General features: G+C 47.6%; 13 protein-coding genes. 2 read left to right on the forward strand and 11 right to left on the reverse strand.

What is annotated here, in order from left to right:
- Positions 1 to 66 precede the first annotated feature (66 nt).
- A complete protein-coding gene (gene uvsE / locus V512_RS07445) occupies positions 67 to 975 on the reverse strand; it encodes a UV DNA damage repair endonuclease UvsE (protein WP_099829819.1) in 909 nt (302 codons plus the stop codon).
- 75 nt (positions 976 to 1,050) lie between these two features.
- Here uvsE and V512_RS07450 point away from each other — a divergent pair, with 75 nt between their 5' ends.
- Positions 1,051 to 1,656, forward strand: a complete 606-nt coding sequence (locus V512_RS07450; RefSeq protein WP_243392310.1) for a GerMN domain-containing protein — start codon at positions 1,051 to 1,053, stop codon at positions 1,654 to 1,656.
- A 148-nt stretch (positions 1,657 to 1,804) separates the two neighbouring features.
- Here the strand turns inward: V512_RS07450 and V512_RS07455 are convergent, their stop codons facing one another.
- Both V512_RS07455 and V512_RS07460 read right to left on the reverse strand, forming a co-directional pair.
- On the reverse strand, positions 1,805 to 2,437 hold the full coding sequence (locus V512_RS07455; protein ID WP_099829821.1) for a hypothetical protein: 633 nt from the start codon (positions 2,435 to 2,437) through the stop codon (positions 1,805 to 1,807).
- A gap of 260 nt (positions 2,438 to 2,697) precedes the next feature.
- Positions 2,698 to 4,041, reverse strand: a complete 1,344-nt coding sequence (locus tag V512_RS07460) for a transglutaminase-like domain-containing protein (RefSeq protein WP_099829822.1) — start codon at positions 4,039 to 4,041, stop codon at positions 2,698 to 2,700.
- Positions 4,042 to 4,777: 736 nt separating this feature from the next.
- Here V512_RS07460 and V512_RS07465 point away from each other — a divergent pair.
- Positions 4,778 to 5,269, forward strand: a complete 492-nt coding sequence (locus V512_RS07465) for a peroxiredoxin (protein WP_099829845.1) — start codon at positions 4,778 to 4,780, stop codon at positions 5,267 to 5,269.
- A gap of 322 nt (positions 5,270 to 5,591) precedes the next feature.
- Here the strand turns inward: V512_RS07465 and V512_RS07475 are convergent, their stop codons facing one another.
- From V512_RS07475 to V512_RS07515, 8 genes are all read right to left on the reverse strand, one after another.
- Positions 5,592 to 5,987 carry a hypothetical protein gene (locus V512_RS07475; protein WP_099829824.1) on the reverse strand — a complete coding sequence of 132 codons (396 nt, stop codon included), beginning with the start codon at positions 5,985 to 5,987 and terminating at the stop codon, positions 5,592 to 5,594.
- Between the two features lie 995 nt (positions 5,988 to 6,982).
- Positions 6,983 to 13,579 carry a DUF11 domain-containing protein gene (locus V512_RS07485; RefSeq protein ID WP_099829825.1) on the reverse strand — a complete coding sequence of 2,199 codons (6,597 nt, stop codon included), beginning with the start codon at positions 13,577 to 13,579 and terminating at the stop codon, positions 6,983 to 6,985.
- Positions 13,580 to 13,676: 97 nt separating this feature from the next.
- Entirely contained in the window at positions 13,677 to 16,169 is a 2,493-nt protein-coding gene (locus V512_RS07490) for a DUF11 domain-containing protein (RefSeq protein ID WP_099829826.1), read from the reverse strand.
- A 20-nt stretch (positions 16,170 to 16,189) separates the two neighbouring features.
- Positions 16,190 to 16,699: a hypothetical protein gene (locus tag V512_RS07495; protein ID WP_099829827.1), complete on the reverse strand. Its 510-nt coding sequence runs from the start codon at positions 16,697 to 16,699 to the stop codon at positions 16,190 to 16,192.
- 16 nt (positions 16,700 to 16,715) lie between these two features.
- The gene (locus V512_RS07500; RefSeq protein WP_099829828.1) at positions 16,716 to 18,812 is read right to left on the reverse strand and encodes an SdrD B-like domain-containing protein; all 2,097 of its coding nucleotides are present in this window, start codon (positions 18,810 to 18,812) and stop codon (positions 16,716 to 16,718) included.
- A gap of 231 nt (positions 18,813 to 19,043) precedes the next feature.
- Positions 19,044 to 21,905: a family 16 glycoside hydrolase gene (locus tag V512_RS07505; RefSeq protein WP_165775362.1), complete on the reverse strand. Its 2,862-nt coding sequence runs from the start codon at positions 21,903 to 21,905 to the stop codon at positions 19,044 to 19,046.
- Between the two features lie 454 nt (positions 21,906 to 22,359).
- Positions 22,360 to 23,970, reverse strand: a complete 1,611-nt coding sequence (locus V512_RS07510; RefSeq protein ID WP_099829830.1) for a methionine synthase — start codon at positions 23,968 to 23,970, stop codon at positions 22,360 to 22,362.
- Position 23,971: 1 nt separating this feature from the next.
- Complete coding sequence (locus V512_RS07515; protein ID WP_099829831.1) at positions 23,972 to 25,051, reverse strand: NAD/NADP-dependent octopine/nopaline dehydrogenase family protein; 1,080 nt, start codon at positions 25,049 to 25,051, stop codon at positions 23,972 to 23,974.
- Positions 25,052 to 25,291 lie beyond the last annotated feature (240 nt).

Raw genomic sequence — 25,291 nt, forward strand, 5'->3', positions numbered from 1 at the left:
CATGGAGATTCTAGCATACTTAGCGCAATCTCAGAATCCGGAAGCCATCTGAAAATGATCTCAGCTTCAACACCCCTTAGTAACACGAGAAAACCTCTCGTCTGTCTGGGCAACGCGAATCGCAGATTGAGCAGACAGCTCCTTGTCTTTGATCTCGAGCATTATGTCAAAATCATATGAACTGCTTACTCTAAGAAAGTCTGAAAAATGCTCAAGATCGATGCTCTCCGTGTGTTTACCCTTTCTTGCTCCACCTTGTTGAGTGCTGTAGTCGACAACGGGGATGCCGTCTTCAGGAAGCCATGTCCACTGAGAAAGCTTCAGCGAATCCAATTGAGTTATTCCATCGCCGAGAATTGAGTGATGGAATACGTCAAGAAGTACGGGAATACCAGTAGAGTTATGTATCGAGAGACAGTCCACCAGCGAGTAAAGCCTCTCATCGTTTTCAATGACTAGCCTTTCGCGAACGTTTTCGGGCAAATATTTGTACCGATCAATGAATCTTTCCATAGCTTCTTTCTTCTTTCCGTAAACTCCACCAACGTGAATCTGAATCTTCGCACTCTTGTCAAGCCCCATAAGATCCAGAAGCTTGGCATGATACTTAAGCTCAGAAATACTGTTTTCCAGAACTTCACGCTTGGGTGAGTTAAGTAAGACGAACTGATCGGGGTGCATTGAAATCCTCATATCGTATGTTCTTATCATCTTCCCGATTCTGTCGAAGTCACTCTTGAAATGCATCTCCCAGTCAACCCTACAAACAGGGTGGGATGCAAACGGAATCAAGTCTGAGGTTATTCTGAAGAAGAGGATACTCCTCGCTCTGTTGAATTCAAGGATCTTTTCAAGGCACATGAGATTTGCCGCTGTAGTTTCAATCAATCTCTCTTCGCTGTATGATGAAAGCCTGAATTTCCTCGCAGAACAGCACTTTACGGTTCTGTTGATGCATGGGTATCCAATCTTCATCTTCTACCTCCTACTATAGTATTTTAGCTGAGTTTCGGATAGAGAATGTATAATTGATTCGATATTGATTGAGAGGTGAGTTCTTTGAGGGTTAAGAAGCAGCAATCTTTCCCATTTCTTAGGGTAGCCGTTGTTGTTTTTTTGGGGCTTTCAATCCTTCTTCTTGTGCTTTTTGCTGTTCAACTGGGAAAGGTGAAGAATCTTGCGGACAAGATTGCGAACTTCGAAAAGCATCAGGCGGCACTTGAACTGGAGATAAGTGCTGTAACGGGTGTACAGAGAACTATGAACGTTAATCTTTACTATTACAACGAGCTTCTAGACAGATTGATGAACGGTGAAATAGCTTGCGATATAGAAGCTGTTATCCCTGTAGAAAGAACAATTCCGGTTTCTCAGTCTCCAATTAACGACGTTGTACGTCTTCTTATAAGAGGTGAACTGACAAAGGCAGAACGAGACCTCGGGTTCAAGACGGAATTCCCTGGTAGAGAGCTTCAGTTTCTTGGAGCGAAGCTGGAAAATGGAGTTCTCTATCTGAGATTCTCGGATCCTTCGGGATTCACTTCAGGTGGATCGTGCAGAGTGAGCCTCCTGAAGGCACAGATTGAGAAGACTGCACTGCAGTTTGATACCGTCAAAAGTGTTGTCTTAGAACCCGAAAACATCTTCCAACCCTAGAGTGAGTGCGAGCTGAAACTGAAGTTTACTATGTGGTAATGCGCCAAGCAATTGACTTTAACAAATATCCGTGGTACAATAACTACTAAGACGTCCGAAGATGGGCGTTTTTTTCGTTGTCTATCTTTGCTCTGCTATTCCTTTTCATTCAGAAAAAGACAAGTATTATGAGAGTCGTACCTATGATTCCTACTATTCCAAGACCGTATTTCTCCCACTTTGCGAGTCCAGTATGATAATGGAAAGCTCTCATCTCTCTAATCCACCTTGGGACAGCTGCTATCTGGGCTACCGTGAATCTCTCTTTTTTTCCGAAAGTTATCCATGCCCTTCCGGAACCTTCAGCCTCAATTTCAACAGAATAGATCCCCTCTTTAGTGAGCTCTGAGTCGTGCCTGACGTAAAGATATGAGTAAGTATCGCCAAAAAACTCGTACATTATCTCAGGTTCTGTGCTTTCGAGGAAGAAGTCTTCGAGAACCTCTCGATCTGGACCATAAAATGTCAGATTCGGTCGGAAATCTGCAGTTGATTTCATATTGTCAGCTTCCTTTGGTACTCCAAAAAGCATATGAAACTGTTGGCCGGCGGTCCCTTCGAAAACAAATCTGATCTTCTCCGCTGATGAGAAAATGTAGTAATAGATTTGGGAAAGATCGATTTCTTTTACAAGATATGATCCTTCCACAAAGTCTTCAGGAGTAAGGAAAAAGGGAATGTGTGAAAAAGCCGAGCTGGCAAAGACAATCAGTAGTGACACCAAAATCAGTGTCTTCTTCATAGAAAGCCTCCTAAATTGGAATGAATACAAGTAAGTTTACCAGCAATTGCCTTACTTTCTTTCAGCTGGAAATAGTGGGGAAGCCTAAATCATGGACATCTTTAAGGCAAGCATATAAGACCAGAGAGTTAACTGAGTTGATCGGAGCAAATTTCGTTTAACCATATTCACAGGCAGTTAGAGCTGTCTTTGATAGCAATCGAGTATCAAGGCAAAACAACAAGTTTAGTCTCGCCGGGTAATTTCAACTTCAGGAGGAGTCACAATATTCTTTCAAACGATGAAATCTCCAGTGAGTATTCCCACTCATTTGACCTCAAGTTTCTAGACTCGGTCTCAATTTCCCCTACCTGGTTATCGTAAGGATCAGATCTATAGAATCTCTTGGCAGGCACAAGGGGAGACATGAAAGCTGAGTTAGAAACCATTCTGAATGCATCGAGATTACCAAAATAGAATTCTCTGTATGCCGGTATATCTTTTCTTGACCCTCCAAATGAACAGTCTACAGGCAGCCAGCCGAAAGGCTCAACCCAGAACATCGCCCAGTCAAGAGGGCTGGCACCCAAAGGAGCTGCAAACCATCCGGACTGCCATCTGGCAGGAATACCTTTAATCCTGCAAAGGGTAATGAACAAGAGAGCCTTCACTCCGCAGTCGCCTCTAAGATTGACGGCTGCGAATTCGGAGAGATTCGGATAGAGTGCATACTCACTCATAAAAGTGGACTTGACGTTTTCACATATCCAGTCGTAAAAACTCTTCGCGATGAAATAAGGGTTATTTTCGCTCCCGACAATTTCCTCCGCCAAAGATCTGAGTAGAGGCGAAAAGACTACATGAGGAGCTTGTTCGCATAGATAGCCCGAGAATCTCTTTGTGTCAGGTTCTACACAGCTAAAGGGGTCTAGGGAAGTAGATATTTCGGAGATTTCGTATTCATATTCGATGCTGAAAACCGTATCGTTCTTTGCAGCCGCTTCCATGTATACAGTACGCTGAGAGTAGTCAGCCGGTGATAGAAAATAGCTGTGGCTTGAACTCAAGATCCTCGTTGAAGACACCTGATCTCCAACTCTGGATACAGGTAACCAGCAACGATAGACACTTTCATCGGAACCTTCGACGGAAATCGATGACTTTGCAACTACTCTGAATCTTGCGGGTTGCCTTTCACTTATCAGTCGATCTATTTCTTTGTGAAGAGAGACTCTGGTCGCTTCCCTTTCTGTGTTCTTGCTTTTCAGTCGCTTCTCGTATTCTGGCATCGTGAATAGGAGGTTCTTATCGAATCTCTTCTCGAATTTCTCTTCACCGTCGAAAATCATGGAGTCGAGCTTTCTGGCGCTGTTGAGAGAATCGAATTCCCCTCCAGTGAATCCTTCAAGATCTCTTGAGAGAATCCCCAGAGCCTCTGAAGCCGAATAGGGATAGTTGTTTTTGAGCCTTACGATTCTCTCTCTTTCCCACCTTAGTCTTTCAATCACTATCGAAGGGAGATAATCATCAAGTTGGATCTCTATCTCCTTTAAAGCGCCGTCATAATCCCCAATACTTTCGAAGAAGCTTATCTTCTCCGGAAGTTGTGCCGCAAGAAACTTCATATCCGTCCCCCCATTCAGTACGACCTGTGAACTCAAGATGATTATATCAGCTGCAAGGTCTTTCCAAAAAAAGGCGGTCTCCGTTCTGAGACCGCTATTCTTTTGAGATATTAGGGGTGGAATTTTCTCCACTGAATAAGCCTAAGCAATTCTGTGCCAGAAAAACTGCCCATCGAGTGAGAATCAGCATGCCAAGTCAATGTAAGCCTTTTGAATTTACGTTGAATGCTGTCAATGAACGGATTATGTCATTGAGCTCGCAAGGGAATAATCCTGTGAAAGACGATTACCCCGAAACGGAAATCAGTGTTTCTTTTGTCTTGAATTGCCGAATTCTCACTTTCCGTTTTTTAAATACAAGCACTGAACTTGATACGCTCACTAAACCTAAACAATCATTGATTCTCCTTGGATTTCGGGGGAAGTTCGATTCATGCCATTGTTTTGATCTTGTATGTGCGCCGCATTCATTCACAGATCACTAGAACGTATTCTAGACTGGTAGAGATCCATGCTCAGGGTACTCTTTCGTTATAATACAGGTTCCTGCGACAGTTAATAGAAGGCATTCTTAATTGATCAGTATAGGATGAATGTAACTCGAGAACTCAAATAATGCCGAGCAGGAAAAGAGAGCTCCGCGTTCGGAAAGAGTAGGGGAATTTGTCATATAATGGTTGTTGAAGAGACGGCGCCTAGCTTTGGTCAAGTGAAGAGTATGTAGTTGGCAGCCAATATGAATTCCGGAGGTGCTAATGTGGCAGAAATCGAGTTGAACAAAGCTGTTCCCGATTTTTCTTTGCCCGATCAGACCGGAACTGAAGTGTCATTGTCGGATTTTTTGGGCAAGAGAGTCGTTCTATACTTCTACCCAAAAGACAATACTTCGGGTTGTACTCTTGAGGCGGAAAACTTCAGAGATCTAGCGGATCAATTTGCCAGTAACAATGCGGTTGTAATAGGAATCAGTAGGGACAGTCAAAAGTCTCATCAAGGCTTCGCACTCAAACTTGATCTAAACTTCTCCATTCTAAGCGATAAGAATGAAGAGATACACAAGCTGTTTGACGTGATTAAGCCGAAGAAGATGTACGGTAAGGAGTATCTGGGAACTGAGAGATCGACGTTCATTATTGACGAAGAAGGGGTTCTCATTAGGGAGTATAGAGGCGTTAAAGCAAAGGGTCACGCACAAGAAGTCCTGAATTTCATAAGCAAGTTGAAGTAGTCTGTAGCAAACCTTGCTATACATCTTTTCGAAACCCTCTTTTAAATAGAGAGATAGAGCCTTTTCATTTGCCGCATGCACCGAAAGGGCACTTTCAAGTTTGTGTTTCAGCGAAAGCCGTAATGCCTTTCGCATTAATAACCTACCGAATTCATGCCCCTGAAAGCGCGGCAGAGCTGCTATGGGAACGATTTCCAGATATCCACGTTGATTTCTTAGAAGAAGAGCCCGATAGGCTCATTCCCCTTAAGAAGAAGCTGGATACCGGAATCAGGTACCTTTCTGTTTGAAGTCAATTCTCTCAGTTTGTCCTCGGTGATGTCTAGGTGACCTGCAATTTCAGCGAAGGCCGAGTTGATAATACGACAGTATGCCTGTCCACGAAGGTCAATCGAGAAATCTGTGAATTGATTTCCTTGGGAATGTCGAGTGAAACGTGCTCAAGCCCTCCTTTTAGGACGAAGAAGTATCTTTCTATGGAGAAACCGATTTCCTCAAGGATTTTCTGAACCGGTCGCCCGGGTGAGACGAAGAGATATACTTCGTCAACTTCGGAAATCATACCGGAAATGAAATTCAGAAGCGACCTGTAAGCACCGACTTGCGAAGTTTCTGAATGAAAGATCATGAACCTTCCCTTTCCAGCCTTTCTATAAGGTTCTTCAAGGATCAGTGAAGCTGCTCCAATTACTCTCCCGGTACTTATATTCTGCAGCAAACATCCCATCTTCACTTAAGAGTACTACAGAGGGAAGTCTCTCATCTGCAACAAAGTCGTCGGAAGGAAGATATTAATCGTCGTGTTCTGGTCCCACACGACGACTGTATTCTATGAAACTCTTCAGGATTGTGTCGTCTACCTTCTTTATCACGCGACACCACCGTCATTCAAGCGTATAACGCATATTCTATCTCAGATCCGGCGTCGTAATGCATCATAATTAAATCTACTCAAGAGAGAGTTAATGCATCAAAATAGAATCTACTTAAAGTCGAGTGTTTCTGGCATAACAGGCAAAATAGAACACTCCTTTCTTACTTATTGAGGAAGAGCCATTTCCTACTTGCCAAAAACAGGTGAAGGGCCACATAATGATCTGTTTCCTTGCGCTTGTAATGGAGACTGCCTTATGCAGAAAGCTGAAAGAGATTGGAAGTGCTTTCTCTTACGCAGAAATACTCGAAGACTTGAAAGAGATAAGGGCAGTTGAGCTAACGGTAGAAGGCAAACGCTTTCTTGCAAGGAGAAATGATGGGCAATGCTTACGACGCTTTCAAAGCACTCAAAATAAGACCCCCGGATCTACTCAAAGAGATTGCATAATATACCACTGTGGTGGTACGTCTGTTTTACTTTTCATTTTTCCCCTTGTTTAGCTGTTTTTAGATTCGTTGCTGTCAAAGTTGAGTCTAAGTTCTCATTCCTGCAATTATCTGCTTCTTAAGTGGGGCAGCGATTTCTAAACTAACTCTTGAAAGGTCTGGCGATGGAGCACTTCAAAAGCAATGAGAGCACTAAGTTCAGGTTTTCTTGGACCACAGTATAATCTGCAAAGCGCAACAATTGCAGCAAACTTCGAAGCCTTTTTCTTGCGATTGTTGTCGTCTGGTGAACTTAGATGCTATCTGACGTCAATATCTCCGATCATTCAACGTATCGATATGCTTGTTATTATATGATGCCAGGCTCGAGCACTCGAAAATAGGTGAATACTATTTTTTCTCGACTGAAATCGTTAGATCACCGTTCTTACCAGGTTCGAGCCATATCGTCCTCAGATTTTCTGAGACAGTATATCCCTTTGGCAAGTCTGTTATTTCGATGGAGTGTTCCCCAAAGACAAGTCCTACCAGTTCGATCATTCCAAAGACCTGGAATTCGATTCCATCGACATTCAGACTAACCACTTCATACAAATAATCTCCTGTCTCGTCAATCAAAGATATGTTCAGTGAGCTCCTTTGAGCGAATCCAATCGCGACCAGAGTATCGCCCGTTTCGTTCACTTCTATTGTTTCAATAGGTGTAGTCCGAGAAAACAGTCTTTCAAAGCCCCTGTCCATAGTCAGACTTGCCCTGCTGACACCGGCAGGAACACCCTCAAGGACCGTTTGGGAACCTATTCTAAAGGGCTTTCCGCCTATGGTTAGAATACCTGAAGCATCCAGAAGGGGCTCGTCGCTCTCTCTCAGACCGTTCGCGTTCAGGTCTCTGAAGAGGACCACTTCGATTTTCCGCTGGAAGGCGACACCAAATTCGACATTCTTCCTCTCTCCCGGCTTCAGCTCTAGCTGTCTGTTCAAAGAACCGGTCGTGATACTGACACCCGAACCGAGCGAGGCCAGATCCAGCGAGATTCTTATAATTCCCGGCGAGACCGGGATGGTAAGTGTTCCGTCTTCTGTAAACACTACGTCCTCTCCTATGTTGATAGAGAAGCTCTTCAGGTATTCCTCTTCCTTATCGTATGTGCCCGAAGAATTCGAGTCGACAAAGATACGTATGTCCACGTACGCCGGTGACTCCATAAACGGCCAATAGAAGTCTCTGGATCCGTACTCTGTTACATGAAGCTCCGGAGAATCCTTAAGCAACGAAACAAGTGAATCGGGGTATTCGACGAGTTCGACTCTGTAAAGACCGACGGGCAACTCGACAGATATGACTCCATTTTCATCGCTCTCGTACTCTTCTCCATCTATTCTCACCTTGACACTTGTGGGCATCTCACCTGTATCGAATTTTGTATCGAGATCCTTGTCGAGAAAGAAGTAGAGGTTCAACTTTCCGGTGTTTCTGCTCTTGAAGAACCAGCTGTCGTCTAATTTGATTTTTACTCCAAAGTAGAAACCGTCCCTTCTCAAATTTCCAAGGAAGCTCTCCTTTAGCGAACCGAAGCCATAACCAGCGTAGACAACTGTATCCGGCCACAGGGTGAGACCGGCCTGGACTATGAATCTGTTATAGAAACCGCCTCTATTGTCGTTTACAAGATATCCGGCACCGGTGATATAGAAGAGATCTGCAAAAGACTTCTCTGCTCTGAGTCCGTTTATTGTGTAAACCATGTTTTTCTTGAGATATATCTCCCCGGTCAGAGCGAAGTTGAAGGTTCTATCATACCAGAAGACAGTGTCAAGAGTCAGTCGGCCTTCGGAAGTCGTTTCTTCTCCGTTTCTGCTTATATAGTAAGCTCCCTCCGCAAGGAGAGCCAGAGGGCTCCTCAACTGGGGAACATATGCGAGGCCGGCCTGGACTTCAAATCTGCTGCTCTGGGTCTTCAGGTCGTTCGTGAAGAGAATGTGATATGCCGGTCTAAGCCTATCAAGATCGAGATACTCTCCCCGGCTCTCTATAAGAAATCGCGACAGGGCGAATCCGGTGTCAAATCTTAGATCTGTATCCAGCCTGAGTTTGAGGGACTCAATCTCACGGTTCTCTATACCTACATGCAGGGCGTAGAAGTCCTCGGTGTTCGAGCCAACGAGAGTGTGTCTGCCCTGTAAGAGGAAATCCAGATTGACGATGCCCGGAGAATAGGAGGCAGTGTAACCGGCTCCAATCGAGACCCTGTCCGAAAGAATCGCCTCGAGATCTATCTTCCCCGTATCCAGCGTATAGCCAAAGCCGATAATTGTGGTGAACCTTAGATCCGGCAGAAACTCTATCTTCTCTTTTGCTGTTATAGAGACCTTGCCAAGTTTCTTCAATATGTATGGAGTCAGCGACAGTTTTACCCTGCCCGCTCCGGAATAGTCAAATACTACATCTCCTCCTGCAAAGAGAGACTCGCCGATACCAAAGTCGGTCCTCAAAGAGAGACCCGCGACCGGACTGACTCCTCTAAGTCCCAGACTGATTTCCCCGCTGAGCCTGGTCTTGTCCAGCGATAACCTCGGTCTTGCGGTGAGCCGGACTTCATTTTCCAGACCGTCCTGCTTATGTATCAGAGACTCCTTGAGCGAGACTTCAGTCATAACCTGACCTGCTTTGAAGTCTCTCAGCAGCTCAAGCGAGAGGGTTCCCGTCTTAGCCTTTTCATCGAAGCTGTATCCCGAGAGCAGCTTCAGCTCAAATACCTTTGGATTGAGTTCAAGACTGAAACCGAAGCCTGAAAAGGGTCTGGAATTGCCCGGCGCCTTGAAGTCTCTGTCCAGGTGAGCTTCCAGATTACCGACGACCGTCTTGCTCACAAACTTCAGCGCCCCTGCGGCCCGAAATCCGAAGTCTCCGGTGTCCGAGGAGACCAGCAGTTCCAACGAAGGCGAAAGGCCTTCGGAAATGCTTCCGTCCACCTTCAAAGACGCAAACCGGTAGCCTTCACTTAGGCCTCTGAATAGTCCGGTCAGGGTATACTTCCAGCCCGAAGAAGAGTAAGTTAGATACGCCATCATGTCGAGATCTCCCGGCGAGGTCGAATCGGTAGAATAAACTGCCTCGATCCACACCGGGTTGAAGTCCAGATCGAAATAAGGAACAGGTTTACTGAAGATCAGCAGTCTATTCGAATTGTAGAGGGTGTAGTCTTCTCCCCTTCTCAAAACCCGTCGAGTGATTATCTCGCCTTCGCTGTCTCTGGTGATTAGGCTTATAGTCTCGCCCCCCGAAGCCGGTACTTCAGACAGGTAATAAGGACCTCGTATACCCTCTCCCCTGAACTCCTCGGTCCTCTTTCCCCTGTAAACTGGATTCACGAAGAGTTTGTAGGAAAAGACATCGCCGCTGTATTCGCTGGAAAGACCCGTTCCACTTGACAGAAAGCCCGTGCTTCCGCGGGTTTCAAACGTATAGTCTCCAAGTTGAACGTTGAAATGCCCGATTTCATAGCGCAGAAAATACGGGCGAGATGAGGGAGCTAGCGTACCCTTTATCGATTCGTCGCCATGGGTGATATACGTATCGAAATCGGCCGACGATTCTTCACCGAAACGGAAGGTAAGCAAACCTTTATCGATATTGAGGCGACCGAAAACACCGCCTTCAAAGGACAGCGAACGATCTTTTAAGCTGTACTGAAGCTGTGTGCTTCCTGTTATAAGCGGTGGACGCGATTCGACTGCATACTCCAGACGAACATCTTTAGACAGATCACCGTACCTTACAGAGAAGTCTACTGCATAAGCCTGAGCCGTGGGCTTCAATTTAAGTTTAGAGACGCCATTTTCGAGCTTCAGTCTCGTTCCGTCCCAGTCGGAGGGTTCCAGGACGATATGCGAATCGAGACCTTCAATAATGAGAGTTCCACCGACCGATGATGGGACGCCCCTTTCATCGACCAGCGAGATTACGACCAGTACCTCTGTCACACCGTCGGCGGTGAGTATAAGTGGCTCGGTCGAGACTCTGAATTCAAAGGGCTCTCCGGAGAGATATACCTCTATCTCCTTGCTGCCTTTTGCAGTTCCATCCTGCCAGTCTAGCCTTATTCTATTCCTTCCGGGATTCAACTTCACATTGAAGTACTTCACAAAAAGCCAGAGGCCGTCTGCGTCGTTGGCCTTCTGACCTATCTGGCTCTCGGGAACGACAATATCGTTTACGTAGAGAGTGTGGCGGCTTTCTATGGGCATTGCCACCTCTACCATGAGTCTGTCAACGCCGACAAATTCCTGTCCGTTCAACGGTGTGACTATATAACCGTAATCGGAGAACATGGAGGGATCTAGACTCTGATTTCCAGAGACTATTAGCGACGCGGCGTCAAAGCCTTTGAGAGTCAGCGGATTTCTATATGTTATCGTCTCAACGATTCTCTCCCTGTGGATCAGCGGTATATCTATGATAGTGTACATTCCCGGCAGCGTCTCGATCATGAAAGATCTGTCGTCTCCAAGCGATCGGCTATCCTGATTCGGCGAAAGCCTGTAAGGCGTCACGTCAATATCTACCTTGACGATGTGGAGCCCCGGTTTCAGCCTGTCGAAATGAAACAGTCCGTCCTTATCCGTAACGACGAAGGAACCGTCCTGAAGGAGCAGTCTGACGGGCAGAGGTTTGCTGTCATCTTTATCGTAGAAGCCGTTTCCATTTTCATCTACATAAATCCTGCCTATGATTCCAGTGCCCGTATTCATAGGCCTGAAGACGCGCACGTCGACGACAGAGGGTTCTGTTACCACTTCCGTGCTGTACTCTTCGGATAAAATCGTACCGATAGCCCTGACCATGTTTTTCAGGAATTCTCCGGTAAACTCGTCGAGTCTCAGACGGTAAACTACCCTGGACTTCTCTCCAGGCTTCAGGTCTCTAAGATTATCGAAGATCAGCATATCTTCAAGTATCAGAGGCTCTACGGGTTCGCCGTCGATGCTTCCGCTTCCCTCGACGTAAGAGGTCCCCGGCGGGATTCTATCCTCCAGCCTGAGTTCAGTTACAGTTGCTATGGTACTGGGGTTTGACACCTCGATAGTGTAGGTAATCTCCGACCCCAGCTCAACGATCGAAGGAGAGGCCAGCTTCACGAGCTCCAGACTACCGTGGAAGATCTTCACGGAGACCCTTTCTGAGTCTTCGAAAGTTCCATCGCCGGAGACGGTTGCCGTGTTCTCAATTACGGTCCCTTCAGCGAGACCGTCAACCGTAGTGCATTTAAAGGTAATCTCCACACTCTCCAGAGGATCAAGAGAGTCGAACTCGACCGTGAGTATTCTCTCTTGACTGTTGAATGAAACCGTAGCCTCTTTTGAAACCTCAATTTCGTACGGAGCCGAAAGGAGCGAGGAAATAGGATCGCTAACCGTGATCTTTCCGGTCGAACTTTCAGACTCGTTCTCCACCGAGATAAGGAAACGCACTTCGGCCTTTGGCATTAAAAGCGAGCTCGAGAGAACGACTTTGGATATGCTTAGACTGTCTGACTTCCTGATATGTGGAATTATATCTATCGTTCTGTTCTCCTCGTTGCCCATTACGGTTTTGGGTATGAACTTAAAGCCTTTCTCGAAATTACTGCCGCTAACGCCTTCGGGAATAGTTGCCTCCAGTATTATATCTACCTCTTGCCCGGGAGCAACGACCCCGACATCCACATAACCGCTTCCGTCTGTGTCCGTCAGAGGAACTCCCGTATCGTCTTTGAAGACGAATCCCCAGCCGTCTAGCTGAAAGTTGGCACTTTCGATAAGCAGATCCATTACACCCGGCGCGTTTCCGTCGTTCTTCAGAGTATGACGGAATATGACAGTATCACCATCGAAAACCGTAATAGTGCTGACCGTAGTGTCCTCAGGAGTCATTTCCGGCGCGTCCGGGTATCCGAAAGGACCTAGAAGAGGGACTCCCAGAGCCGGAATGGTGAAATCGACAGTATTTGTCTTTGAGGACCATGTTGTTCCAAGCCTCGAGTAAGAAACACTGGCGGTGTTGTAGCGCCTGCCTGCCGCAACGTTCTTTGGGAAGAAGACATCGAAAGATATTTCGACAGACTGCCCTGGACTAACCGGACCGAAGGTGAGCTCGAAGCCCTTTATCTCTTCATCGTTCTGTGGCGGCTCGGGCAACCAATCCAGACCATCGAAGTAGCGGGCGGAGAAATCGTAATTTGAAAAGAGAGAAGCGGAATCGAGAACTCCGTCAACCAGGTTGCCCCCGTAGTCTATGAAGTCTTTGAGAACGAGGCTGTCCAATTCGTACTCCGAATTGTTTGTGAGGCTCACCGAGAAGGACTGCGAGCTACCCGGGAGAACGGTCTCCAGGAGTCTGGATTTTGTGGAGACGACAATCTCCTTCTCTTCCACCTTTATCTGGGCTATGTTGTCGTCATCGGTGTTGCCGGCCGGGTCTATTCCGACTATGTTGATAAAACCTTTATCGGTCAAATCACCGGTCTCTTCGAGGATAACTCTTACTATCAGCTTTTTTGAACCATCGATTTCGAGGTCGACACTATTTACCGGTGTTTTTGCCTGTCCCGAGATACCCTCTTCTCCTTCATCGAGATAAATACCGATAACTCTAAGCACCGGGGTCCCCGAGGGGCCGTCTCCAAAGATCTGAGAGGCTGAGAGCGAGATGGTTGTCGGGCTGTTTCCAAAATTTCGTGCCACGTAGTTTAGATCAACTGTGCTTCCTTCGAAACCCTCTCTTTCCTGACCGGGTTTCTCGAATGTCCCGTCGGGCTTTATCGTGAAACCATAGACGGGCAATACCGTAGTGACGACCTTATCCGAGAAGATCGTAATGTGATTGCCATCGATATCTCTGTATCTGGCAAAGGCAAAGTTCTCTATCTTAGAACCGGCAGCCGGTGCCGGGACAATCACAGTTGTCACAAAGATTAATATAAGAAGCATTACGATCTTCCTGCGCACCTAATCACCTCGCTGTCCTCATCTCTGTGATCTCCAAAGAGCTGTCCCCGAGATCACAGAGATGAAGAGCCATGGCCCGAAGGCCATGGCAATTAGATCAATAACCGTCTATCAATACCGGGAAGACAACCGTGCCTGACTGACCGGCCGTCAATGTTCCGATTATCCACTTGACGGTGGTTACAGAGGCAAGAGTGCTTTTGTCGAATGTTGCCCAGTCCTCCCATGTCACTCCGTAATCGGTGCTAACCTGAGACGGTTCGGTGAAGTTGACCGTGTCGGTTACTATTACAGGATCAAGAGAGGTGTAGAACGGAATCGTATCGTAGATGATCAGATTATTGATTGGTTCCGTTCCGGTGTCGGCATAGGTTATAGTGTAGATCAGCTGTTCGCCGGGCTTTGCATCGGTCTTATTGACGGCCTTCTCCAGAGTGACCTTTTCCGATACAACGACCGTGATATCTATAACAGTTGCCGTAACGTTAGTATCCTCCTGAACCTCGGCCTTCAGATAAGCAACATCAGTCACGCCAAGAGGTTCATCACTCGGGACCTCAAGCCTGAATATTCCTGTTATGCTAACGCCGGGCTCGAGTGTCCAAGTTGCATCCAGATTTACTGGGTTTCCGCCCTGAAGGAAAGTGAAGTCCCAGCCTCTCGTCGAGCTTGGATAGAGCTTTACAGTCACCGCTACATTACCCGTGTTTGTCAGAGTGTGCTCGTAGTCGATATTCTGCCCGGGTGCGGCCGATCCATTTCTGGATGGCAAAAGTGTAATGTGCCTGACAGCATTCACAGTGATCGTGTTTATTTGCGAGTCCTCAACTGTGGGTCTCGTCAAAGAAGTCGCAAAGAACTCCACGGGAACTGCTACTCCTGTGTAAAGGGCTCCTTCGGGGACGGTTACTCTCGCTATGATTCTGATCCCACTGTTTGGAGATACCTGACCAGTATTTGTTATAGGTATCATCTCATCTGGATCGAGAACTCCGTTTCCGTTGGTATCGATATAGAACCTCACCGTATAGCCATCAACAAGATCGGCCGAGAGGCTGAAAGTATCGCCAGCATCGGAGTTATTTACGACGTCAAGCGGGAAATATGCATAAGAGCCGGGATCGGCGTCTTTGTTTACCGAAGTCTTATCTACAGTAGTATCGGTGGCCGTTCCAGACATATTTCCGATCTTTACGGACGGGAAGGTTATTGGCTCGACCATGTCTGTTGTTGTATCGAAAGCGGCTGGAGATATCGAGGAGATCGCTTTCACGAGAGCGGTAATCGAGGTGACACCTACATCAATATCTGCGGGTATGAAGATCTTGAGTGTAATGTCGAAGGTCTCTCCCGGTGCAAGCGGACCGGTGTCCTGCATCCCGTTGTCGTCGGTATCTGGTAGTGGAGTAAGGTTCTCGGTGAAAAAGGAGATAGCGACAACATTATCCAGGCCCGCAGGAAGAACTCCAGCGATTGTAATGTTTATTATGTCCGTTGAGAGACCGGCATTCTTTACTGTATTAGTGAACTCTACCAGAGTACCGGCAACACCGGGCTTTATCGTGATATCGTTCGGATCTTCCGCTTCGGGATTGTCTTTGGGACCGATCCAGACCTTAGTCGTCTCGTTGCCCGGTCCCCCAACCATGATAGTGGAAACGTTTGAGCTCCTGCTCACAGTCTCCAGTGCAGTCGTCTTGTAAGTCATCGTCGCCACGTTCTCGATGATACTTGCAAGAGTATTGTCTTTCACCTTCACTCTCAGTCTAATCCGGAAACTCGAGCCTGCATTAAGACTGGCGATATCCAAGGTCACGGTATTGCCTGTTACATCAACAGTCATACCTGCCGGTACTTTGTCAAGGAAGCCAAGATATTCAAGACTTGCCGGCAGAACGTCGATTATGGTTATGTCTGAAGCTGCCTTGTTACCTACGTTAGCTCCGGAAATCGTGTAAACGACTTCGTCGCCGGCCTTGACTTCCTGCGGGGTGGCAGATTTGAAGAGAGTCAGCACGGCATCGTTATAGACCGTTGTGCGCGCCGCATTGTTGTGATCGAAAGCATTTACCGGATCGCTTGCCGAGTCAACATCAAGATAGACTGTGGCGGTGGTTCCGGCCGCAGCCGCGCTCGGCACCCTGTACCTGACTATGACGTACCTGAAGTCACCCGATGGTATCGGGATTGTTTCTTTCCAGAGCTCTTCACCGGGGTCAACGACGCCATTGCCATTTTCGTCGTAGAAGACTTCGATATTTTGCGGAGTAAATGTCGATGCGGTGTCGATATTCACAATCGTTTTGAAAGTATCGACAGTGTTTGCGAGATTGTCGATCCTGAACTGAAACTGCATAGTCTGTCCGGCGGCACCTGGTTGTTCTATTAGATCGGGTGTGACAAGTACCGAATAGACCGGTAGTACCGTGGTTATTACCTGGTTCGATAGGATTGTTCTGGTTACTCCCCTGCCATCGGTATATGTAGCCGCGGCCTGGTTCTTGATTTTGGTGCCGGCGGCAGGTGGTGCGGCAATCGCGGCAACAGCTATCATGACCGCGAGGAGCACCAGTAGAAGTTTCTTACTCATAAACTCACCTCCTGTGTGTTTTAATTGGACACCTTAACTCTGTAAAGCACTTTCAATATATCTGATGGCATAAACTGTCTTTCATAGACCCACATGATGTTTGTATAAGCCGTAGGATTGACCAATCTCCTTACTGCCATCCCCCCCCTCACTTCTTCAAAGAATAACGGTGGTTTTCCGAAAGTCTCCCCTCCATCGAAACTGAAGTAGAGCTCTAGTTCTCGACTCTCCCAGTCCAGATGTTCACGCTTCTCTCCAGTTGCGCTTCCCCTTATATAGAAAGTGCCTTCGGGGATCAATGCGATCATCTGGAGACCTTCGATCGTAGATTCCGATACGTTTTCATATGTGAGAACATAAAGAATCTCATCACCCGGAAAGACCTCGTCGGGTTCTTCGTATGTCTCTGTCGCACTCTGAGAATCCCAGACCTTATAACTTTCGATACTGACCTTTATAGGTTCCTCGTTGGCAAACCCCAGTAAAAAGAGTGCTGAAAGAAAAACGATTGTAAGGAAACACTTCTTCATCTGTATCCCCTCCCGATTATCTTCTAAGTTTCGTTTTGAATATAAGCCAGCCAGAGGAGCCTGGCTGCAACGCACCGAGTATCTTTGTGATATTAACCGTCAGAACTCCCCCCTCGCAGAAGGCCCAATCAAGATTAGCGTCGCCACCGTCTTCGGCGACCAGCAGATGCTCGCTGCCATCGACAGAGAGAATCACGTTACCGTGTGAACTGCCCATAGAATAACTGCTCTGAAGTAACTGCAAATCTCTATCCAGAGGATCGGTAATCACGACCGAAGGAATCGAAAGAGTTCCATTGTTGGCAAATGAGATCCTGTACTCGATTATCTCCCCGGGCTTTCCTTCAGATGACAATCCCCAGTCACCCGAGATCGAGAAATTGCGGGTCTCTTTGCGTATCGAGAGGCCCTCGGCTCCAACGGTAATTGTATCGTAAGTCTCGGCGCTATCGCTTCCCGCAGAATTAGACCAGTCTTGAACTGCCCTGACTTTTATTGCGTCGAACGTGCCGCTGATGGCTTCAGTGGGTATGTTGACTGTTAATCTAAAATAGTACCTTGCCGGAGACCTTGCGATATTGTTATCCCACAGACCCAGCACATTCCCTGCCGAATCGAGCTCATAAACAGCGATACTAAAGCCTTGAGATGAAATGGTCTCCAGAGAAACGCTACCATAAGTTGCAACGAACAGAGAATGATCGATACTGACGGTGCTTCCCGGAAGTCCCGAAACGGTGTTTATACCTTCGATGAGCAGTCTCTTCACATCTGCAAAATTGTTGAAGGCAAAAGAATCAACACTCGAGTTTATCGTTATAGTATTTCTCTCTTCAAGAGGGGCAGACCCGTCGCTATCATGGTCGCCCGTTGATGTATATGCCGGAAGATCCGTCTCTCTTATTACGATTGGATAGACAGGATCTCCGGAGACGAAGAATCTATAAAGACCGTCCTGGTCTGTGTATCTTGTAAATTTGTCCGAACCGTTTGTCAGTGTAACCAACACTCCCGGTATTCCCGCCTCTCCCGGATCTCTTGTAGCATTATTGGCCTGAGAGATGACGCCTGCACCGGTGTCATCGAAGACAAAACCTTTCACAATAAAACCTTTGAAATCACCGAAATCGGCCGTTTTGTTTACTGTATCTACTATCACTTCAACCCAGTTCGGAGTCGTGGATATGTATCCAACAGGATCAGATCCTTCAGTTGATGAATTGAAGAGATTCTGGGCGTCTTCCACAACTCTGAAAGTTCCCTGCGAAACATCGAAGCTATAAAAGCCTTCATTGTCCGTCTGAGTGTAAGACTGGAAAGTCCAGCCGCTTCCATCAAACTTCCAGAGCTTCAGCCTGACTCCCGCAATACCGGGTTCGGCATAGTCGCGGGTCCTGTTGAAATTGAGATCTTCATAGACGTAACCGCTGATCTTCAGACCCGAACCAACTGATTTATTCGGACCGAACTCGGAAGTACTGTAAGCAAAAATACCGAGAACGTTACTGAAGCTTTCGTGACGGGTTATAGCTGTTATGACTTTTGTGTCCTCAGAGACAGGGGAGACATTGCCCTCAAAGTTTCCCTGAGAATCTACTGTAAATGACCCGATATACTTTATTCCTTCACCGTAGTCCTCTCCCGAATAAGAGTCTCCGTCCCCTGCTCTTGCAGAGTATATCTCAACGACAGAACCGGCGAAGACTGCGCTGGGAGTGTTCTGACCTACAAATCCCTGAATAGACAGAGCGCTACCGCTTCGCGTTGCCAGAGCTATTACAGGGTGATCGATACCCGTATTACCATAGCTTTCATTGAGAAGCCCGTCGTTTGGATTCACACCCTCAATCATGTCCGAAGATGGCGCTCTGAGAAGATCAATCGCCAGGCCGCGATTATCACCAAAAGAGTTTAGCGAAAAGTCGCCATAACTTGAATCGCTGCTAACCCTTATACCGGAACCGCCAAAAGAGCCGTTGATGATTGACTTTCTGATAACCGCTCCCACAGAATCGTTGAGAGATATGGCCGAAGCGGTTGAATCGACGATCGTTGTATTCTCCAGAAGCGTCAGTTTGTCTCCCTGTGTATAGACACCGTTTCCGTGAGTCACGCCGGCGTGGCTTCCGCCATTCGCTTCTACGATAGAGTTTCTTAAAGTAACTGAACTCGCCGGAGAGACTATCGAAACGCCATTTCCGTCGGTTCCCGAAGGACCGATGCCGTTGTCCAGTACAATTACCCTGTTTACATCTATGGTATTTCCAGTCAGCAGAAGACCGGAGCCGTTGTAAGCGATATACGAGTCTTTTAGAGTTCCGCTTGCGTTGATAACCAGACCGTATCATCTGTTTAGATTGCTATCTTCAGGTCTAGATCCATCGGCTCTCGCCCCGCTCACAATATTATCAAGATTGAAGTTCTGGCCATTAATGATTACCGGAGCGGTAGCGTCGCCGACAGTGCCGCCACCGTTAAAGAAGGCGATGTTCTTCAACGAGAATCCTCCCGCGGTTGCCGAAGTTCTCAGAACATACTCTAGACCGTTACAGTCTATCTCGATCTCTTTGCCGTTGAGTTGGGGTATGGCAATTTTATCGATTCCGGCAAGACCGCCCCCAAAGTTTGAGACGTTACTGTTTATGATGTTCCCCTGCACAGTGTATACAGTGCCATCAATGGTTGTCTGGGTGTCGGTAATGTCCGGCAAGGCTGCCTGAGTCTGTATCGTCCACCAGCTGTTGCTTCCGAAAGATGAATTTTGAGGAGTCTGCATGACGAATCTCGCCGCATTGGCTCCGGCAATTGCATTTGAGTTCAGCACGAACTGTCGCAGCGTTCCCTGATTGCCGGCAACTCTGAAGCCATTATCTCCAGTGTCGTTAGTGTTGACAATCACGTTGAACGAGAAGCCATGATCGATCCCGCTTACGGATTGAGTGCTTTCCGAAAGGTCAACTGCAGACAAATGCTGAAAGGTGCTCTGACTGACGGACTTACTCCAGGTCGCGAATCTGTCTGAGATTGAGGGATCTAAACCGCCAAAGGCCTGTACATCATTGTAAGCACCGTCTTTGAACTCGCGTTTGAAGGTCTGTTCGGCCCAGGGAGTCGCAGGTGGAAATCCGGAATTGAGTGCTGTCGGAGCGACACTCTTCGAATCCACAACGACGTAGTATCTATATTGAGGCAAAGGTCCGAAAGAGTAGTTGCCATTGGAATCGGTATTAGTCTCCGCGACAAACACGTCACCATTACTGATCGCGTCGTTACCGTCGGCCTCTCTGTAAATTCTCACCCTAACGTTAGTCTTTGGCAGATCGACACCCGAAACAAAAGGCCCACCATTGTCTCCTCGGTCTTCAAAGGCTTTTCCGGAGACTGTCAGCGAGATACTGCTACAAGTATTTTCCAAGAGCGCTACTTCTCTGAGTTCGCCGCTATTGTACTGCACATACGAGTCCATTGTATTGCCTTGATCGTCTCTCACTACTGCCTTAATTATGTAGTCTCCCTGAGGAACCTGAGAATTATTCCACTGCAACCTCCAGGGGTTAAACTGGTCCACGGCCGTTGCGTCTCCGATCAAGACCCACTCGAAACCGTCGTCGGCAACTCCGTTACCGTTATAGTCAAAATAATAGTAGAACTTAACGCTTGTTACCGTCGAACGTATTACTCCTGAGACGGCGGTATGCGAATCGAGCACAAAAGCCTCGATCGTGGAAGGACCGCAGCCGGAAACGCTGATCCTGGATGTCAGAGGAATCTGCGAAATATGCCCACATGAATTCACAAGGTCTCCAAAGGGGATAGGTTTATTAAGAGCCATCGTATAGGTCCCCTGGAATGCAAGGTCTTTCTGTAAAGGATTGTTAGTGTTCGAACTTGTAGTGAACGCAAGCTGGAAGATATCGTCTGCAGTGAGTTTCGGTCCGCCTCTGGAAGTAGCGTCTAGAGCTGCCAGGGGTACCTGGATATCCAGAAGATAAACAGTGCCGAGCGAGGGATCTACGTACTTGATCACTCTGGTCCTTCCAAAATCCCATACCAAAGGCGAGGGATCGCGGTCCCAGTCTGCCGGTCTACCGGGTTCGCCGTCGGCGTTTGTCGGACTAATCAAGTGCTTTGCGCTGTCCTGTTTCCAGATCAGATCATTATCGTAGAGATACTGGTCTTTGATTGTGCTGAAATATACCTTTATATCGTCGGGCGCAATTCCTTGGTCGGTTCCGTCGAGTTCAATCGCGAAGTCTCTATAACCGTCGCCGTCTATATCTATAAGTATGTTCCATGTAGAAGATTTATAGGGAGTCCCAGAACCTTGTAGTTGTAGAGGGTTTTTGGCAAGCACCATTCTGAACATGAGATTGTCGCAGTCGGCGAAGAACTGTATCGCAGGCAGATTATGAGAACTGACGAAATCTGCTTCCTGCCTGGGACTGGTCCCGCCATTAGAATTGTCAGTATTGCCTGAAGCGTCGTAAATCGGGTCTCTCGAGTAAGTGTAAGGGATCCACTCGTTGGTTGCCGAAGTGCTTTCATTCACTCGAACATAGTCAAATTCGACCTGTGTCGGTCCCCAGGATCTGAGACCAACTCTTCCGTTCATGAAAGGGTTATCGCTGTCAGTGTATCTCAAAACCTCAATTCCATCGACAAACATAGTGAATGTATTACCCATGGCCACTATGGTTACTTCATGCCATTCCAGCCAGTCGAAATCTGCGGCAGGCGTTCCCGAGGCTAGAACGCCGGACTCTCTACCATCTGTGACCTTTCTCAATGCGAATTTATTCCCAAGTCCCGGATCGACCTGAAAAGCGTAGGCGTTTATGTTCCTGGCAGTACCTGTAGCCCTGACATATATCGCATAACCGGAGCCGCCGGACTGAATCCCGTCGGTGATCCTGCCAAAGCTCCTCACAACGTAATCGCCCCAGCCTTCGTTCCCATCAAGTATCGCTCTGCGCTCGCCAGAAGCGGTAAGCGATAGAATACCGCCGGCTACATTCCAGGAATTCGTAGGGTAGTAATCTATAAGGTCGTTGAGACTGTTGAACTCATAAGAAGCTAGCGGCTGGCTTGGATTATCCGGCCAGGGAGCGGGAAATCCCACCGGGTCTACGTAGCTTGTTATAGCTAGAGACAGGCTAAAAACTCCCGTCAGGAACAGGGCCATTGTAAAAAGCAGCCTCTTTTCCATCATTCACCCACAGTCGAGTAGAGAACATACTCAGTCTTGTCTCAGAAGTATTATTGGCTAGAATGAGTAAATACTTTTAAATCATTCTAATTTATAATTCAACCAACGCACAAACATGTTACATACCTATTCTATCTCAACTCAGGCTGATAAGATACTAGAAATGGAGTCTGAATTTACTTAGCCGTTGGCCGGCCTCTGTTCTCCGAAGAAACAGCTTTTACGGAGAACGGAGAACCGATGACGGTCAACATGGTCTTCATCAGAGTCCCCGGACGTTTCTCCGGGCATCACTTTCTGCGCAGCAGCATCAATTCTTGACGAAGTCGGCCTTGCGTCCGCCGATGTTCTCCGGCGTCTTGCGTCTAATCTTTCGTTCTTCTTCGTGCCTAGAGTTCGCAACTTGGAACTGGCAACTTGCAACTGTTCTTGGCCGCGCCGCGTGACTGGCTCATCAATCACCTTCTAAGTCCGCGAGCCTCTCCCTTTCGTCTATCTTCCTTCCTTGCTCATCGACCGCGCAGGACTGGCCGTCGATAATGGCTGTTCGAACTGCCCCTTTGGCTACTGACATCTTGCTCAAACCCGGGGCATCGAGGATGCCCAGTTTGATTGCCGTGTAAATTGTCTCGGGCGATGTGAGCTCGCCTGTTTTGATCTTCTCCATTGCCTCTATGATCGTTGCAGATTCACTCTTGAGGTATTCCTTGTGGTTCTGAATCTCCTTATCCTGCTTGAAGTCGGGAATCCCTTTGATCGCCTCGTTTATCGCCTGTTTGGCCATCTTCGCGCTTTCTATGATCTCTACATCTGAGGCCCTTCTTGTCGCTTCACAGTAAGCGACAACATGAACAATCTCCGGGTCAATGTTCATAGCAGTATAAACGGATGTTACCAGCTGACCCATAGCCAGATTTGGGTCGGCTGGAAGAGACATAAGTCCGGGCCTTACCATCGTAACTGGCGTGAAGTTCTCATCCTTCAAAGACTCGATCAACTCTTTTTTTGCGAGCGCCTTTGCCAGATCCATTCTTGGAGAGATCCCCGGTGGCGTGTTAAACATGTACTGCGCAACGTACACTTCTACGCCGAGGCGCTTAGCGCAGAGGGCGGCAAGATAGGCGGTAGTCACTTCGACTGCAGCATGGCAGTATCTTAGCGCCCACTGATGGGCCTCGTTTATCTCGACCGGGATGCCCTTTCCTCCGTTCCAGGCGATCGCTCCCTGATTGTCTCTTATCGCTTCGAGCAGTTCGCGATCCGATCTCCCATCTAGCTGCGAGTACCAGGTTAGAGGAATCGCCGCCCAGGCGTTGTTCAGCGTCTCTTTGAAGAGAAGAGAGAACTTCAGAAGATCTCTTGTTCCTGAGTAGCAGCGCATCAAGGGATAGTTCCCTGTTCGGCTTGCCTCATACATTCTTTCAAAATCCTCTCTAGTTCTGAAGGGAGCGCCGCCGGCTCCGTCTTCGGAAGAGATCATATCCTCCTGCTGAAAGAACCATTGCTGGCAGTTCTGATCCGGGGCAAGTGAGATGATATCCAGCAATCCGGATTCGGCGAGATTCCGGACGGCCTTCTCAGTTGCTTCAACGGTTTCCAGGCCTATATGATGCCTTATCAAAGGATAGGGCTTCTTAGATGTTATTCTTTCGAGAAGCGACTGCGGGTAATCAACCTCGCCTTTTGCATCTGTCGTGCCCCTGAGGAACATAACGACTTCTTCCGGCATCTCGCTGCCATCGAAGACCTTCTCGAAGAGACCGCTTCTCTCTGCTATTTCAGCAGTCTCAACCGTTCCACCGAAGATCAGTCTTTTCTCGATCCCCCTGTTCTCCAGAGACAGTTTCAGTTCGCGCAGTAGCTGCTCGCAAGACTCCTTGCCCAATCTGTAGCTCACCGCAACTATGTCAGGCGAAGCCTCTTCCACACTGTCCAACAGCTTGTCTATGCCGATTACACTTCCAATGTATGTCGTCTCGTAGCCTTCCCTTTCGGCCAGATGGAGGAAATTCAGAATGCCAGCAGTGTGTATGTCGCTCCCGATAGCTCCCGCCAGTATCTTCATATCAATTCCCTTCCTCCACGTACCTGGTAAGTTCTTCAATAGACATTTTATCGACACCGAGACTGGCCAGACTTCTACCCCCGCTCCAGAAGTCTCTCTCCATAACCGCTCCAGCAATATTGATTATCGAATCTATGACTTTAGTCTCTATTTTGAGCTTCTTTCCGAAGCAGCTGATCGGAACGAGGCTCATCGGCACATCTTCCATTATGTATCTGTTCTCTATGCTTATCGGGGCCATTATCCCTCTGTAGCCTTCGTTGCTGTGAATGGCCGTATATAGGTCTTCGCCTTTGACGTCATAAGCATAGTCAAGCCACTCCTTGGCGCCCATTGCCTCAACGCCAAGAGTTTTCGTGACCTCGCAGCGCTCTCTGTCCAGCGCTTCCAGAGCTCTCGCGACCGATGGGCTTATGCCTTCTAAGTAGAACTGGAAGTCTCCGTGTTTTGTCTCAATCCAACCGGCGTTCATAAGTATCGCACCGGGATGAAAGACTGCGCCTATGTTGTTGAAACTCGTGTAAAGTACGTTCTTCGCCAGTGTAAACTCGGGCATGATCTCGCTTATTATTGGCATGATCGCCTCGTTTTCCTTTGAAGGCAGAACAGAAATCGGAACGGCGTTCTTTATCCTGAATATCCTTACCATCCCTGGACCAGAAATTCTCGAAGCGAAGACGAAGGTTTGGGCCTCGGCAATTACCACTTTCTCTCTAACGCCCTTCTCCCTGAAGATCTTATCGAACTCCAGCGCCCCTCCGGTTCGGCCCGGATTCAGAACTATGATTTGCCCTTCCGTAACGCAGTCGGCCAGACCGGCGGCAATCTGAGCATGAGCAAAGGCAGGCACGACCACCATGATTGCCTCTGCCCCATTTATCGCCTTCTTCATATCCGTTCCGACGTACTTGAGTTTGGCCTTTCCGCTGGACTCACCTTCAACTCTTATTTTCCGGTCATCAAGTATCGGTAGTATTCTCTTTTGACTCCTGTTGTAAAGCGAGACATCATGTCCTCGCATCGCAAGGACCGCCGAAAGAGCTTGTCCACCGTTGCCAGCTCCAATTACAGCTATCTTCATAGAACCACCTCCCCAATCCCCTGTGCAGAAAAAGAATAAGAAACAAATGATAACCTGCAAAGAACAGATACTCCAAAGCGAATGGAATGTCTGCACTCCCATTATACAGAAATCCTCCTTGTGAACTAAGTGAATGAAGCCTTCTGAGCTAGTTGGAACGCGATGCGCGGACCTGGCTTCAGAAATGAATTTTGGAGATTTCCTCACATGATATAATTATTATGTGTCAGAATAGTAATG

This window comes from Mesotoga sp. Brook.08.105.5.1, assembly GCF_002752635.1.
Classification (GTDB): Bacteria; Thermotogota; Thermotogae; order Petrotogales; family Kosmotogaceae; genus Mesotoga.

What these genes read in the sequence shown, in the direction of transcription:
- uvsE (WP_099829819.1), bottom strand. Translation starts at nt 975, where the DNA reads ATGAAGATTGGATACCCATGCATCAACAGAACCGTAAAGTGCTGTTCT.
- V512_RS07455 (WP_099829821.1), bottom strand. Translation starts at nt 2,437, where the DNA reads ATGAAGAAGACACTGATTTTGGTGTCACTACTGATTGTCTTTGCCAGC.
- V512_RS07460 (WP_099829822.1), bottom strand. Translation starts at nt 4,041, where the DNA reads ATGAAGTTTCTTGCGGCACAACTTCCGGAGAAGATAAGCTTCTTCGAA.
- V512_RS07465 (WP_099829845.1), top strand. Translation starts at nt 4,778, where the DNA reads ATGAATTCCGGAGGTGCTAATGTGGCAGAAATCGAGTTGAACAAAGCT.
- V512_RS07490 (WP_099829826.1), bottom strand. Translation starts at nt 16,169, where the DNA reads ATGAGTAAGAAACTTCTACTGGTGCTCCTCGCGGTCATGATAGCTGTT.
- V512_RS07495 (WP_099829827.1), bottom strand. Translation starts at nt 16,699, where the DNA reads ATGAAGAAGTGTTTCCTTACAATCGTTTTTCTTTCAGCACTCTTTTTA.
- V512_RS07505 (WP_165775362.1), bottom strand. Translation starts at nt 21,905, where the DNA reads ATGGAAAAGAGGCTGCTTTTTACAATGGCCCTGTTCCTGACGGGAGTT.
- V512_RS07510 (WP_099829830.1), bottom strand. Translation starts at nt 23,970, where the DNA reads ATGAAGATACTGGCGGGAGCTATCGGGAGCGACATACACACTGCTGGC.
- V512_RS07515 (WP_099829831.1), bottom strand. Translation starts at nt 25,051, where the DNA reads ATGAAGATAGCTGTAATTGGAGCTGGCAACGGTGGACAAGCTCTTTCG.